Origin of the sequence: Aureispira sp. CCB-QB1, from assembly GCF_000724545.1 — a bacterium.
Taxonomy (GTDB): Bacteria; Bacteroidota; Bacteroidia; order Chitinophagales; family Saprospiraceae; genus Aureispira.
On the sequence record NZ_JHBV01000003.1, the window covers coordinates 83,084 to 98,848 of the forward strand.

Genomic DNA, 15,765 nt, shown 5'->3' on the forward strand with positions numbered 1-15,765 from the left:
AACTAAGTATTGATACTATAATATTTAATCCCAAGATAGCCTTCCTTTAGGTAAATATTTACTTTATCTCCTTTTTCTATTTTATGAAAAAAAGATTGAAGAACCTCTACTTCTTGAGGTTTGTTGTAGGTGGACCACGGAGCCAATGTTATATGCTTTGCACTGTCATTGTTTTTCCCTGATCTTTTATTTAATATTTCAACAGGGTATATTTGAGCTTCAGATTTATCAAAATAAAAATTTAGATAAGCTATGGTTCCATACCCATATCCTAGCATGAGAATAACAGCCAATGATGCACCAAAGTAATCACCAATCTTTTTAAACGAAACATCTCTTGCAGAATAAAATATAGGAAAGGTGATAAGTAAGCTTATCACTAAAGCATATATCCAAATAGTAGAAATGTCAAAGATATAAAAACCAGTCAAAAGCCAATAGGTGCTGAGCGATATACTTGGATTGATTAATGATTCAAATATGCTTGGGAAATGAGATATTTTATTTTGTTCTTCATCTAAACTGAAAAAGCCTTGGTATCTCAGAGAGAAGTACACTAATATGATAGGAATTAAAATGGTTAAAAAAATGCTTATATCTAGCAGAATATAGGGGATGGGGAATAGATTTAGACTACCTACAAAGACCAATATGAATAAAATAAATGCAAACCTATTTAGTATTTTCACAAAGTGATTGACAGAAGCTATATTCTCTTCTTTTTCTATTTTATTTTTTCCATATTTATTATCACTCAAAATTTCTTTTAATTCATCTTCATAAGCTCTTACATAAGTTTCTGTTTCGAGGTTTTTAGAATAATACGCCAACCATGTATATAGTATTTCAGAATTATCTAAATTAGCAGTTATTGAAATACAAGGAGATTCAGAGTAGTTCTTTATGTAAATATGCAAACCATACTGATCTGTTTTATAGTTGTCTACACTTGCAGCTAATATTTTTTTATCTGTGAATAGACTTTTTAAATGAATAAATTGGTCGGTGACAGTTAATTTATATTTTAAGGCATTCCAAATATAAGTGATAGCCCATAAAATTAAGATTATCATTATAGAATAGATAAACAAGGTGTCGTTACTATCATCTTTGGTTGGATTTATAAAACCATGATAAAATAAAAAACTAAAGATGATGCTGGGCATAACCATAACACTTATGATATGTTTCTTTGTTATTCTAAGTTCTGAAAGAGTGTTTTTTTTCATGAAGGGTTAGGTTTAAAAATGAATAGTGTTAGAAATGATTATTTAATAAACCGTTTGGTGTCATTAGAAAGTTCCTTTTAAGACTGCTAGAAGGGGAAGCAAGTTATATTATGGTTATACACAACCACAAAAGCCACTGCTCTAGGATTTCATTCAATCCATTGTCAAAAAATCAGATTTTTTTATTAATTTAAACTGTTTTCTGTTTTTGCAGTTATACTAGTGACTATTTTACTAAAAAAATCCTCAATGACAATACCAAACCTGCGTCTGAAATTCTATGTTGTTTCGATCTTATCCATTGCGATGGTCCTATTGTTGGCACAATTTTACACACCAAAAGCTTTATGGGCATTCGCCGTACTTGCCCCACTTATACTAATGGGCTTGTATGATGTTTTTCAGAAAGAACATGCTATTCGACGAAATTACCCTATATTAGGACGTTTGAGGTATGTAATGGAATCCTTTCGACCAGCTATACAACAATACTTTGTAGAAAATGATTTAAATGGAAAGCCATTTAGTCGCCGTCGCCGTTCTTTAGTTTATCAACGTGCCAAGGAGGTCAATGAGAACGTACCTTTTGGAACTCAGATTGATGTTTACGAAGAAGGGTACGAATGGATGGTGCATTCAGCTTACCCGTTGGATCCCTCCAAAATGAATCGACATCCTAAAGTTCGAGTAGGAGGGGCCGATTGTCAACATCCCTACGATTTAAGTTTGTACAATATTTCTGCTATGAGTTATGGTTCTTTGAGTGCTAATGCTGTAATGGCAATGAACAAAGGAGCTAAAAAAGGTGGATTTGCACACAATACAGGAGAAGGCGGAGTTAGCCCTTATCACAAGCAAGGTGGCGACTTGATATGGCAGTTAGGAACAGGGTACTTTGGTGCTCGTGCCGAAGATGGTTCTTTTGATGCCGAAAAGTATAAAAAAACGGTTGCCTACGAATCTATCAAAATGATAGAACTAAAATTATCTCAAGGAGCAAAGCCTGGAAAAGGTGGTATCTTGCCTGCTATTAAAAACTCAAAAGAAATTGCAAAAATTCGTGGTGTAGAGCCTCATCAAGATGTTATTTCGCCAGCTTACCACAAAGCTTTTAGCAGCCCTGAAGGGTTGATGCATTTTATCAAAAAATTGAGAGATTTATCAGGAGGGAAGCCCGTTGGTTTTAAACTTTGCATAGGAAGCGAACAAGAGTTTTATGATATGTGCAAAGCGATGATAAAGACTAATATTTATCCCGATTTTATTACCATTGATGGAGGCGAAGGAGGAACAGGAGCTGCTCCTGTCGAGTTTTCCGACTCTTTGGGAATGCCTATGAAAGAAGGATTGTCATTTGCCATTGATACATTGAGAGGCTTTAATCTAAAAAAAGACATTAGAGTTATCGCTGCTGGTAGAATTACTTCAGCATTTGACATGGTCAAAGTATTAGCAATGGGAGCAGATGCTTGTTACAGTGCTCGAGCTATGATGATGGCGGTGGGATGTATCCAAGCATTGGAGTGCCATTCGAATCAGTGTCCTACTGGTGTCGCTACGCAGGACAAAGAGTTAATGAAAGGTTTGCATGTTGATGATAAGAGTGAACGTGTTTATCATTTCCATAAAAAAACATTGTACGCTTTTGTGGATATGATGGCTGCTGCGGGCATTGCAGAACCAGCAAAAATCAAACGTAAGCATATATTTAGACGAACAACCGTTGGTTTGGTTCGCCGATACGATCAATTGTATCCCAATATCCCTGTTGGTTGTTGTTTGAATACAGAGGAAATTCCTGATTTGTTTAAACGAGAGATGTTGATGTTATTAGGAGATACAGAAGAGGACGAATAAGAGGTTAATAATATGAATCGAATAGGTTTTGTACTAATTGTAATATTGTTTGCAATACTTGATTTGCAGGCACAAATAGATTTTGGACAAGTTGAGCAGCAAATTTTAGATACTTATAGAATTCTAAAAAAGGCGAACTTAGAACAAAACCCAGAGCGTCAACAAATTTTTAGTGAGAAACTAAAAAGTCAATTGATGTATGTTTTGTTGCAAGAAGGGAGTTATTATTATCCTTTTTTGCGATTAAAACAGTTGATCAAAATAGTCGAATCTCCCGATAAGAGAATTCGTGTTTTTAGTTGGGATGCATTCTGTTTAGGTAATGGCAGAACAGTCTGTTCCATTGCTCAGTTTAGAGGAGCTCGAAATGAGTCTTATTTCCATGTTTTGTCCGATGGAAAGGAAAGGGAGAGAGATTATAAGGATGTTTTTATTCAAGAAATTTATTTGTTAGACACTCCTTCTAATGATTTGTATTATCTATTCTTGGGAAAAGGCAGCCATGGCGTTGGGCAAGAACACACGACACTTCGCATTTTTTCTCTTGAACACAATCAACTCTTAGAATGTGCTCATTGCTTTGATAGTAAAACATCTTACTGGAGTGTCGAGGGGTCCACTCAATATCCCGTCGAATTAACTTACAATGCTCGCAGAAAGCAAATACATTATTACCAGCCTACATTTAATTTTAAAACGGGAGCAAGAGAAAAAGGATTGCACCATCAATTGTTTTGGAAAAATGGGGCATTTAGAAGCTATTAAATATAATTCTGTTTATCGTTAGAGTTGCTGAGAATATTACATCTTATCAAGAATATGATTGATGTGTTGACTTACTTCAGCAGCTTTGTTAAAAACCATCAAATGACTACCCCCTTCGATTGCTATAAGGGGTGGTTGAATGCGTTTGAAGGCAAAAGTTTTGTCTTTTGTGCCGTGAATATGAGCAATTGGGGTGGTTATATCTTTTGATTCCCAAGCGATAATTTGGGAAGTTGCCCAGCGGAAATAATAACTACTGTGTTGCTGTGCTGCATGGAGAAACATAGCTTGTGCCTCTTGACTTTGGTAACCATGTTTTTTGCCCCAAGATTTGAAGCTGTTAACGACCATTTTTTGAGTTACTAATTGGTGTAGAGGAAAAGTACGCATCCAAAAATTCATTCCTGCATCTTTTTCTTTTTTTGCTTTAATACTTGAAATCAAAATAATTTGATCTGTTGTTATAATTTTTGAAATTTCTTGCATCAACACACCTCCGAAGGAATGTCCAATTAAGACAAGTTTGTTGTCTCCTTTAAGCTGGATGCCTTCTGACATTCTCAAAGCATAGGACTCTAATGATTCTTTCTTTTTTGGTTCTAACCATTTGAGATGATGAATGTCATCTGAATGAATTGTTAAATGTTTAAAAACATTTGGGTCTAAGCCCAATCCAGATAATAGATAGACCGTTGTTTTTTTCTCTTGTACTGGCATTGTTTGGGAATTTATAAAACTAGCTTTACTTTTAAGTGTTATGAAGAAACATAACAAGAATAAATTAAAAAAGATAGTTTTACTGTTTATCATTCTAAGTCAGTGGTCAAAAAAAATAATATTAAAGAATAAGATGGTTGTAGCGATGCTGCTACTGTATGGTATTTATTATTTTTGAAGATTACTCATTTTAAATTAACAAATGCAAATCGAAATCGTTCCCCATAATCCTTATTGGAAATTAATTTACCAAAAAGAAGAACAAAGGATACTAAGAGCTTTAAAGGTAGCAAATATATCGTCTAAAATAGCCCACATTGGAAGTACTTCTGTTCCTGAGTTGTCTGCTAAGCCAACGATAGATATTTTATTAGGTTTAGCCAAAGAGGCAACACTAGATGATTGCATTCCTGTTTTTAAGAAATTGGGGTATATATATGTCTCCAAATATAATGGAATTATGCCATTTCGTCGTTTTTTTATTAAGATCAAATCAAAGAATCCTTTACAAAAATGGTCTCAAAAAGAGATTGGTACTGAAGATAAGATGCCCTTGCGTCAAACTTATGATCGAGTGTTTCATGTCCACATAGTACATGAAGACACTAATTTTTATGCACGGCACATAGCCTTTAGAAATCATTTGAGAAAGCAGGTTGAAGATAGACAAGCCTACGAAGCATTGAAACTGCATTTAGGGGCTTTGAACTGGGAATCGGAAAATGATTATGCTCAAGCTAAATCAGGGTTTATCAACACTATTATGAAATCGTTGGGGTTTGAAAATACCTAAAGATGAATAATTGATTGGGATTCGTGAACGATTTGTACTATGGTTATTGTTGTAATAATTTAATGAGAATTATAGGCTGTAGTACTTCGTGGCTTTTTTAGCTTTTTTGTAAAAAACTAAAAAAGCATCTTTGCATCAGTTTGATTATCAATTCTTTAAGAAATCAAGCGACGAAAGTGTACTCTATTGATAATCAAACTGATGCGATTTTTCCACGAAGCAATGAGGCTGGGGAGAACCATAAAAAATAAAATAACAAGGATGAATCGTTTAAAGTTGGCAAAAAAAATCCTTAAAAGGACTTTCGATTGGAGATGCTTTTGGTGAAAGCTTTTTTGGTGAAAGGGCGTTTGTATTATCTAAAATAGCGCAACGAGAAATTCCGACAACAACTTGGGAGTTTACTGATGATACCGTAATGGCAATTGCTATTGTTGAGCAGTTGAAACGGCACGAATCGATTGTACCCAACGAGTTGATTCAGTTGTTTGTAGAAAATCATGATAAAGATCCAAATCGAGGATATGGAGCTACCGCTAGGCGAATTTTACGAGAAGTAGGCGAAGGGGGAGATTGGCGTAAAATCACAACGGTTGTATTTGATGGAATGGGGTCTATGGGAAATGGAGCAGCTATGCATGTAGCTCCAATTGGTGCTTACTACTATGATGATTTTGAGAAGATAAAAATGCTAACTTTTGATGCATCAAAAGTCACGCATGCTAACATAGAAGCAAAAACAGGAGCATTAGCTGTAGCGTTAGGAGCTGCTTTAGCAACTCAAATCAAGTTGCATCAAATATCCTTAAATCCTCATGAATTTATAAATCGGATTCTAGCTCATTTGCCTGATACAGACACGCGCTCCAAAATTAAGAAAAGTTTATCCGTGCCTTATTCTTATCATATAGATACGGTAAAAACTATATTAGGTAATGGCAGCAAGATTATGACGCAAGATACGGTTCCTTTTACAATTTGGTGTGCTGCACATAATTTAGAGCATTTTGAGAATGCTTTGTGGAAGGCTGTTTCTATTTTGGGAGATCGAGATACCATAGGGGCAATTGTAGGAAGTATTACCATTTTATCCTCAAAAGAAGAAAATATTCCTAAAAAGTGGGTGCGTGCAGTGGAGGATTTTGAGACTAGTATTTTTTGGAACGGTCAAAATGAATAGCAAAAACGACTTCGTGATCTACAGGAAGTCGTTTTTGTTAAAGTATTCTAACTTGGAAGTTGTTTGAAATTAGCGCTTTACAAAACTGCCAATTCGTTTTTGTTGGGTGTCATGATCTGTTATTTGAACCCTATAAACCCCAGTAGCTAAGGCTCGAATGTCTAATTGTTTTATTTTGGAATGAATGGATGTTTGGAGTACTAATTGACCAAGATTATCATAAACCGAAATCAAACCATCACATTGTTGGGATAATGTAAGTTGTAAGTAGTCTTTGCTAGGATTGGGACTTAATTGTAAGAAATTTTCTGAGTTCGATACAATTTTTTCAATAGAAACAGGAAAAGGATTTTTGCCATATATAGGCAATTCTAATCGAGAAGCCAAACTATCACTAAAATGGATGCTGTTGTCAGCGACTCTAGCACTATAGGTTTGATTTTGGTAGGTATACGTTTTACCATCGTTGGGTCTTCTTCTAAAGAAATCACCATTTTCTAAAGGAATATTAGGGTTTGCCATATAACGAGGGTAATTGCTGCTGCTAATCAACACTTTCATTTTGTGCTGTTTGCCGAATGTGTAGGCAATAGGTAATAAATTAAATTGATACGCATAAATTTGACCGATTTGGATGTTTGAGAATAGGGCATTAGGATTTTCGTTGTTATCATAAATTGACTTAGCGTACGCTCTTGCCCGAGCATTTACAGCCCCTTCAATGACCAAATACTCCTTGCCATCAGGATAAACATCTACAATTCTAATAAAAAAGTCTGTATCTGTTTCGCCAGAACCGCTAGATTGAGGCTCTGATTGGGCATATATAGTGGCTTTAGGGATACCAATCATAGAAAAAGTATCCGTCAAGACAGTTGTTTCAAACTGAATAACTCCCGCATGATTTAAAGTTCTGTTGATAACAGAAGAATCAGCCAAGTTCATTTGCCCGTGAGAATCTCTGCCGTCAGGATTTTTGATGAAAAGATTACCGCCCCCGACTGTTAAAACAGGGTGGTTAGGGTCGTGTATATAAGTTGTGCTTCCTTCATTTGTGGTGGGGCGAATACCATCAATGGTTCCATTTTGATGCAAATAAAAAGGAGTATAATGAATGCCTTGACTAAGAGGAAATTCTGTGGCAGCATACCAGTAGTTGCCAGCTCGCTCGTTTCCTGCTAAACTATCGGTTGGACCAATGACGTAGAAGCGAACATCTGGAATGGTATCAAAATCTATATCTTTGGGTTCTGCAATGGGTTGGTTTAGAGTAAAGGGCAAGTTAGGTAATAAGCCGCTTACATTAGGAAATGGAATGTTTAAATTAACAGCTGGTAAAATACCGAGTTGCGCTTCTACAGGAATATCAGGCAAACTTCCTTGCCCTGCAATAAAATTGAGCAATTGGATAAGACTCAAATCGTAGTTTTGAGAGGGAATTCTAACTTTTAAATTATTGCCTTGCCATGTGTTACTTTCAGGAATTCGAATCACTGGGTCGCCCAATTTGAGGTAACCATTGCTACTAAGTGTGTAACGCATAAACTCGATAGGTTCTGTTCCCAGTATTTTACTAAAGTCTATTGTTGCTAAATTTCCTAAATCCAGTCCAGAGCCGTCAAAACCAAGTAAATCAGCAGCTTGTTTGGGATAAACTAAGTCGCCAGATTGATTCATCGTAAGAGAGGTATGTGCCCAAGGACCAATGACAATTTTTTGTTGAGTAGAGGTGTGTGTACGTAGATTTTTCCAAGTTTTGATTTGCCCATCTACAAATAAGTCGTACCAACCTGTTAAGTGGTAAGTAGGAACATTCATATTGGTATATCTAGAAAAAGTTCCGTTAGGATCTCCTTTTCCATTTATATCCACAGGAGCATAGCTAATGTCCATTTCAGTCCGCCCAATAGAGTTGGGGTAGCCATTGGCAATGGAGGAGTTCGGGTATTTGTATGCAGTATAATGGTCAACAGTTGCATAAAGAACATCTGCTTTGGTGGGTAAGCCAAAATCAAAAGGGGTATGCAAGGCATTGGATAGTGAATTGTCTGTTCCAATAGAGTCTTCTATAGATTCCATTTCTTTTTCTAGCCATTTACTGACTAGACCTTGTCTGAAAACACCATTATGGTAGCCTGTTGTATTGTAATGTTCACCTGTAGCAATTAAAGCAACATTGCCCTTTAAGCCTGGTAGATTGGGAGATGGATCAATGTAGTTGGATGCCATCAGTTGAAAATGAGGAATAGAAAAGGCTGACGCGCCAAAGAGTCCAATGGTACCATTACAAATAGTAGCATTCGTTTCGGCAATTCCATCTCCATCTAAATCAAAATCTTTTTTTAGGTCGTTCAACAAGTATTTATAAACAGTCCAGCCATCTTCATGGAAACGACCATTGGTAGAATCTGTAGAGTTGCTAATGTCTAATAAATGATTGTAGTTGTGATAGGGAGCTTTTTGCCAACTGTCACTATAAAGAGGCAGATAAACGCCTTCGGATTCACCTCTACCTCGTACATCTTGATTGGCGTAAGCATAGCCTAAAATGGGAATAATATTGCCAATGCCTCCCAAACCATCTTTGCCATAAGGTGTTCTAGTCAGAACGATAGGAAGTTGATATGGATTAGGATTAGGAATCCAATTTCCTGAGCTATCCATAATTTCGGGATATACTACGATTTGTGTTCCTTTTGGAATTAATTCTAAATTAATGTTTTGTCCTAAAATATTGGTATTAATGACCAAGCTATCACTTGTAATTGGTAAAAATAAATCGGTAGCAATATGCACGTCTCCTGGAGCTCTAATCGGAACCGATAGTTTGGTGCCTAGCTCTTCGATTTGATCTAGTCGACCATTGTTGTTTTGACCATAAGCAGAAATGAAAAAAAAAGTATTGATTAAAAGGGACAATAAAAGTGGGGGAATTTTTAATAGCATATTGTTAAGTAGTCTGTTCAGTTGAATAAAAAATAACGGATGAATATAAGCATTTTTTTTGCTAAAAAAAAGTAGTTAGAATTATTGATGAGAGAGGAAAAGGATAAAAATGCTTTTAGTTGTGAAGGAGTAGATAGAGGGAGCATTGTTCAAAGATACTGCAAATTGAGTTTTATAGATGGTTGTATGTTAGCCTATTGATCTTATAAAACTTTAGTATGCTTTTTATTTTTGATAGAAACTAACAATAAAGGTGTTCGAACAAATAATTCTGTATATCTGAATTATTTGTTAGCTTTGTTCTCCCCAAAAACAAAGGGCGGTTTTAGAAGAGTATAAATCTACATGCTCTTAAAATATAAACAATAATGAATAGAGAAAGTAGTCGTTAAAAAAATGATAGAAACCATATGCTAAGTCATGTAAGTGTACACTAAAGGCTAGTACTGGCAGCATAGCTTTTTTCTTTATCTCGGTTTGATTGTCATGTTTTTAATTCTTTAAATGCTTGAAGGTTATTTTGTTGATAATTAAATGGATAAGATTTTGTAACGAAATATTGTAAAGTTGCTTTATTCATTGAAAATAAAATAAGGAATGAGTGAAATTGTGGCAAAATCAGCGTATGATGTCGTCATTATTGGTGCAGGAATCGCAGGAATGACTGCGGCTGCTTTGTTAAGCCGTTCGGGCTTGTCTGTTTGTGTCGTAGAAAAAGAACCTCATGCGGGAGGATATTTGGCAGGATTTAGACGAAAAAACTTTCGGTTTGATTCTGCTATTCATTGGTTGAATCAATGTGGTGAAAAAGGAATTGTAACCAGAGTGTTTCAATTTATAGGAGAAGATCGCCCTAAACCAAAACCTTTGGATCGAATCTACAGAAACAAGGCAGAGCATTTGGATTATGTATTAACTAGTAATCCCGAAGACTTAAAAGCGCAGTTGATCAAAGATTTTCCACACGAAAAGGCTGGTATAGAAAAGTTCTTTGGAGCTGCAAAAAAAATAGCACGTACTTGGGATTTGTATGCAGAAAATTTTAGAGCAGCAGAAACCATGTCTGTTTTGGATAAGGTGTCTAATGGAATGAAAAAACTGAATTTCATCCGCCCACTCATTCGCTACATTTGGTATCATGGAGAAGAGGGCGTTACAAAAGGGCTGAATTTGTTCTTTAAAGACCCTGAATTGCACCGCTATTGGGCTTCGGAGCATGATTTGTTGTCTTGTTTGTTTCCAATTGCTTGGGCTTATATTGGAGATTATCAATTACCACCTCAAGGCGGAAGCCAAGTATTTATAGAGTGGTTGACGCACGTAACGGAGTTTTATAGAAACGATATCGTATATGGTGCTACGGTTCAAAGTATCTTGTTGGAAGACAATGTCTGTAAGGGGGTTGTATTTGAGAGAAAAGGAAAAGTACATACGGTTAAAAGCAAACAGGTAATTGCCGCTTGTGATGTGGAAATGCTTTACGAACGCTTACTACCGACCGATTTAATTCCTCAAAGTTTGAAAGATAATCTAAAGTCAGCTGAATTATATAGTTCGGCAGTGGCTATTTCTTTAGCATTAGATTGCCCGACAGAGGATTTAGGATTTACCGAAGAGTTAATTATGATTCAAGCGGAAGGAATTAGCAGGGCAGAGCACGATTCAGGAGATCCTTACAAAACTGCTATTTCTATTATTCCGCCTAGTTTGAGAGATAAAAGCTTGGCACCAGAAGGGAAAGGTACTCTAACAGTATATTCTTCTGCTTATATTGATTATAAGAATTATTGGGGGTGTGAAGTAGACGCTACTGGAAACTATGTTCGTACAGACGCTTATTATAAAATAAAAGAGGAATTTGCGAATATTATCTTAGACCGTATAGAAGAACGTCTAAAGGTCGATTTGCGCAGCCATATTATGTTTATGGATGTAGCTTCTCCTATTACACACTGGAGGTATAGTTATAATCGGGGAGGATCGATCATGGGAGCACGTCCAGGAAGGGCGAATATGGAAGCAAAAATTGCGCATTATCAAACGCCTGTCAAAAACTTAATTTTGGGTGGACACTGGGCGGATTTAGGTGGCGGTGTACCTATTGCTGTTAAATCTGCTGCCAATGCAGCTTTGATTGTTTTGAAAACTCAAAAAACAGAGGCATTTAAAGCCTTTGCCCAATACGCAGATGGGAAAATAGATCACAAGAAAGCTCATGAAACAGGAGCCTTTGAAGCATACGACAATTCTTGGGTGCAGCGCAAAACGCCTGCCGAAGAGCAAAAAGAAAAAAGAAATAAAAAGGATTAAATTTTTTTAAGCGCTACTTGTCTTTTGATGGGTAGCCTTTTTTGTTTAAACGGACGTTAATAAAAGAAAGTGAATGAGAAATATACCTTATCCTGCATCAGACTGGATATTCGAAAAGTCTCCTTTAGCAAGTTTTTCTTTTTCAATAAATAACATTAAAAAATCTCCATCGTGCCAACACCAATCCAATTCTTGAATTGATGCAAGATTTAACAATGATATCCAAGTTTCATCAGGTCTAGGGTATTGAGAAGTTTGGTGATTGTTAGCTCAAAAACTCATCGTCCAAAATATTGGATTTATTAAGCGTTTTTTTTACATTAACATTTGATAAATAAACAACAATAAATGTGCATACTAAAATACCTAAATATACAAATAATCCATTGGTGAACCCCCAGTTACAAATATGGACTGGAAATAAAATACAGAGAATTATAGTAAGGATAGAAGCAAGTGGATGCTTATTATAACAATGTCCCCATGAAATACGAACATTTGTTATTATTAACAACAAGTCCAATAGGAGACCACCGACCGCAAAAAATAATTCTAAGACAAATTGACCGATAATTTCTATAACAATTTCTCCCATTATTTTTTGACACCAATTAATTTTAGAATTACATCCGTTAAAAAACTTAAAAAGGCAACCACCAGCTCTATTATTATTTCCATAATTTTTTTTTATCGATAACAGCTACTTTGAAGAAAACGTTCCGTATTGGTGTAAAAGCAGTTGTTATTGTTGTTAGGTAGAGGGAGGGAATTAAGAAACATTTAAAAAATAAATGAAAAGAAGCATAGGTATAGTCGTTTTAATGAGCAGCCTTCTAGGGAGTTGTTTGCTTTTTTCAGAGAAAAAAAAGGCATCTATGGCGGGTTATTATAATAGTAGTATTATTTCCTATCAATTTGAAATGTATCCAGATTCTACATTTTGTCTCCGAACAATAGGAACTCAATGCGGTACTTGGAAAATAAAGGAAGATACATTTTTTCTTTTTGAGAGAGAGGATAATAATCAGATAGTAGGAAAAATTCATCAAGGGAAGTGTCTATATGGCATTTCAATGTATCGAATTTTAAAAGAAATGGATTTGAAAACTTTTAATCCTCCCAAGGTGATTGTGTATCCCAAGCCTAGATGATGCAGCGTTTATTTAGAAAAAAAGCCACTTATAAAAAGCAGCTTTTATGTTTTTATATCAATAAGTTTAATACTCCGTTGATTACCTGCGGTGCTACTTCGTGGTAGCTCCCTGCGGTCGTAAGGGCGCAAGCTTAGTTTTTTAGTTTTTCTAAGAACCCGTAGACTTACGAAGTGAAAATATAAAAAAGTATCTTGCTGCTAATCAACTGCGAAGCACTCATGCAATACCACGTAGTAGCAGCGCAGCTAGACTAATACGATTTTTCAACGGAGTAGTGTAAGTTATAAATAGTATTAATACTGTACAATAATGCCTATGGTCGGAATAACTGTGCCTCTGCCTGCGTCCAACGTTTTTAACTTATAAGATTGATTTTGTCCCCCAGGATTTTCGATTTGAGGATTTCCATCAGCATCTCTATCCAAAACCAAGGAAGCATTTTCTGTGACAACTCCAGGAATGTTTTGTAGATCAAGGTATAAATTGAAGCTCCACTTTGGAAAGAACCATTTGTAATCAATTCTAAAATCAAGACTGTAGTTGGCACCCAATCGCTGAGAATTGAGTTGGTCATAATCTAAAATACCTTGACGAAAACGATTCCAATTGGTCACCAATGCTGATTGTTCTACATCGTATGGTGTATAAGGTAGTCCTGTTTGAAAACGAAGATTAGTTCCAATTTCTAATGTTTGAGCAACAACTTTTCTGGTTAAAACGGCTTTGCCTTTGGCTGCTCGTTTGGCGTTGATTTTATCACGAATGGCTTGATTCATGGTTTTAAATGACTTACCTAAGGTTAAGTTAACAATATGGCGGCTATCCCAAGCTGAGGGAACGAATTGCCCACTGCCATCAGTATATTCAGACCATCCCAACGTATAAGCTAGAATGCCATAAAATCCTTTGTACAAGCGCTGTTGAACCAACAATTCTAAACCATATGTTCGCCCTTTTCCAGTAGAAGAGATTGGAGCATCGCCAATGACGCCAAAATCAGCGCCAAAATTTGCTAAAGAAACCTGATCTTCAATTAAAAAAGGATAATTATCATATAATTTATAATAGCCTTCCAAACTAAACTTAGTGCTACTTTCTGTCACATATGCAAGTCCTCCTACAAGGTGAAAAGAGCGAGTATATTGTAGTCGATCTCGATTCACAAATTCATTATCTTCTTGGTAGCCCAATGTGGTGTAAGAAGGTAGTTGATAATAAAGCCCTGTATTGGCATTGATGGTTAGACCTTTCATAATCGCAAAAGAAGCAGAGAATCTTGGAGAGACTTGATTAAAAGGATTCATCATATTTTCATTGTAATCATTTCCATCCAATCGAACTCCTGTTGATAAGACAAGCCTATCAGAAAAGAATTTTTTACTTAGCTGTCCAAATGCAGCGTATTTATTCATTCTTAGGTCGGTTCTTATTTCTTGATAAGTCGTAGCATCAATCTTAGTCAAGTTAGTATATCGGGCGTATTCATATCCAACACCATAGTTTAAAATGAAACCCTTTGGTAGATTAACACGATGTTCTAGACGTACTTTATTTTCTGCTTCTTGAGAAGTATAGTCAATAATCCTTTTTTGACTTTCATCATTATCAACATGCTTGTAAATATCATTGTTCAGCATACTTCTACTAACAACGGCTGTAAAATAGCCTTTTTCCATATAATGTTTGTATACCGCTCCAATTGTATAATTCCATTGAAAATAGACAGGTAGTCGTTCCAATTGAAAACGTTGTGCCTCTGTTTTGTTAGCATTTAAATTCAACTTGAAGCGATCACAAGCACCTAAGCCTACAAAATAAAGCTCATTTTTATCATCAAAACGAGTTCTAAACTTAAATTGAAAATCATTATAAATGGGCAAAAATGGTAAATCTAATGCCTGAAATAAGAATTGTAGATACGATTGGCGAATGGAAAAGATAAATGTTGTCTTATCTCCAATGGGACCTTCCAAAGTTGCGGCTAAATCACTAGAACCAACGGTTGCTGTAAACCCCAAGCGGTCATCACGACCATTTTTTTGTTTGAAATTAAAGACAGAGCTCATGGAATTGCCTCGATTAGCAGGAAAAGCACTACTGTAAAAGTCTACCTCACGAATAAAGTCCACATTAATCAAACCATTAGGACCTCCAGAAGAACCTTGTGTGGCAAAATGATTGATGTTGGGCACTTCAACATCGTCCAAGAAAAAACGGTTCTCACTAGGACCACCACCACGAATCAATAAATCGTTTCTAAAACTAGAAGCGCTCGTGACTCCTGGCAAAGAACGTATAACCTTTGATATATCCCTATTGCCTCCTGGATTTCGTTGAATTTCTGCTGTTCCGATTGTTTGTAGGGATACAGGGGCATCTGCTGGTTGCTTAAATGGCGATGCTTTCACAACAACCTCGTCTATTTTTTCAGTATCTTCTTCCAATGCAAAGTCTACAATAGCAGGTTTTGAATTGGTAACCTGTATTTCTCGTTTGGCTTCGGTCTTAAATCCTAAAAAGGTAGCATTAACGGTATACAATCCAGGTTCTAGTTGATTCAATTCATAATTTCCATCAATATCTGTTGTAACGCCTATGGTTGTTCCTTCGATGAATACATTGGCAAAAGGAATGGGTTGATTGTTGGCGGCTTCAAGGACTTTTCCTTTGATAATTCCTGTTTGTGCCCAAAAAAAGTGGGGAATAAAAAGCACAAATACAAAAAGGAAGGACTTTTGTAGACAATTAGAACTCATTTGATATTTTTTTGTTGTAATATTGTTAATAATATTGTGATAACATAGTAAATGTAAT

Annotated in this window: 11 protein-coding genes and 1 pseudogene; 6 read left to right on the forward strand and 6 right to left on the reverse strand. The window is 35.9% G+C overall.

What is annotated here, in order from left to right; all coding sequences use genetic code 11:
* Positions 1-2 precede the first annotated feature (2 nt).
* Positions 3-1,229: a hypothetical protein gene (locus CG11_RS00685; RefSeq protein ID WP_156039611.1), complete on the reverse strand. Its 1,227-nt coding sequence runs from the start codon at positions 1,227-1,229 to the stop codon at positions 3-5.
* 249 nt (positions 1,230-1,478) lie between these two features.
* Between CG11_RS00685 and CG11_RS00690 the strand changes: the two genes are divergently transcribed.
* Both CG11_RS00690 and CG11_RS00695 read left to right on the forward strand, forming a co-directional pair.
* Positions 1,479-3,086: an FMN-binding glutamate synthase family protein gene (locus CG11_RS00690; protein WP_052592098.1), complete on the forward strand. Its 1,608-nt coding sequence runs from the start codon at positions 1,479-1,481 to the stop codon at positions 3,084-3,086.
* A 12-nt stretch (positions 3,087-3,098) separates the two neighbouring features.
* Entirely contained in the window at positions 3,099-3,851 is a 753-nt protein-coding gene (locus CG11_RS00695) for a hypothetical protein (RefSeq protein WP_052592099.1), read from the forward strand.
* A 36-nt stretch (positions 3,852-3,887) separates the two neighbouring features.
* Here CG11_RS00695 and CG11_RS00700 read toward each other — a convergent pair whose 3' ends face one another.
* The gene (locus CG11_RS00700) at positions 3,888-4,568 is read right to left on the reverse strand and encodes an alpha/beta fold hydrolase (RefSeq protein WP_052592101.1); all 681 of its coding nucleotides are present in this window, start codon (positions 4,566-4,568) and stop codon (positions 3,888-3,890) included.
* 202 nt (positions 4,569-4,770) lie between these two features.
* On the opposite strand from CG11_RS00700, the gene CG11_RS00705 reads away from it, so the two are divergent.
* Positions 4,771-5,361 (forward strand): GrpB family protein, encoded by a 591-nt coding sequence (locus CG11_RS00705; RefSeq protein WP_052592103.1) that lies wholly within the window; start codon positions 4,771-4,773, stop codon positions 5,359-5,361.
* A 304-nt stretch (positions 5,362-5,665) separates the two neighbouring features.
* Positions 5,666-6,541: pseudogene (locus CG11_RS00710) on the forward strand (ADP-ribosylglycohydrolase family protein); the annotation flags it as partial.
* A gap of 69 nt (positions 6,542-6,610) precedes the next feature.
* Here CG11_RS00710 and CG11_RS00715 read toward each other — a convergent pair.
* Positions 6,611-9,487 carry a CocE/NonD family hydrolase gene (locus CG11_RS00715; RefSeq protein ID WP_052592107.1) on the reverse strand — a complete coding sequence of 959 codons (2,877 nt, stop codon included), beginning with the start codon at positions 9,485-9,487 and terminating at the stop codon, positions 6,611-6,613.
* A 597-nt stretch (positions 9,488-10,084) separates the two neighbouring features.
* On the opposite strand from CG11_RS00715, the gene CG11_RS00720 reads away from it, so the two are divergent.
* Positions 10,085-11,797, forward strand: coding sequence for an NAD(P)/FAD-dependent oxidoreductase (locus CG11_RS00720; protein WP_052592108.1), 1,713 nt, complete (start codon positions 10,085-10,087; stop codon positions 11,795-11,797).
* Between the two features lie 87 nt (positions 11,798-11,884).
* Here the strand turns inward: CG11_RS00720 and CG11_RS29140 are convergent, their stop codons facing one another.
* Together CG11_RS29140 and CG11_RS00725 are read right to left on the reverse strand one after the other, a co-directional pair.
* The gene (locus tag CG11_RS29140) at positions 11,885-12,019 is read right to left on the reverse strand and encodes a DUF1963 domain-containing protein (protein ID WP_081909417.1); all 135 of its coding nucleotides are present in this window, start codon (positions 12,017-12,019) and stop codon (positions 11,885-11,887) included.
* A 43-nt stretch (positions 12,020-12,062) separates the two neighbouring features.
* Positions 12,063-12,392: a hypothetical protein gene (locus tag CG11_RS00725; protein WP_052592110.1), complete on the reverse strand. Its 330-nt coding sequence runs from the start codon at positions 12,390-12,392 to the stop codon at positions 12,063-12,065.
* A gap of 196 nt (positions 12,393-12,588) precedes the next feature.
* Between CG11_RS00725 and CG11_RS00730 the strand changes: the two genes are divergently transcribed.
* A complete protein-coding gene (locus CG11_RS00730) occupies positions 12,589-12,948 on the forward strand; it encodes a hypothetical protein (RefSeq protein ID WP_052592112.1) in 360 nt (119 codons plus the stop codon).
* A 296-nt stretch (positions 12,949-13,244) separates the two neighbouring features.
* Here CG11_RS00730 and CG11_RS00735 read toward each other — a convergent pair whose 3' ends face one another.
* Positions 13,245-15,707, reverse strand: a complete 2,463-nt coding sequence (locus CG11_RS00735) for a TonB-dependent receptor (RefSeq protein WP_052592114.1) — start codon at positions 15,705-15,707, stop codon at positions 13,245-13,247.
* Positions 15,708-15,765: the final 58 nt, after the last annotated feature.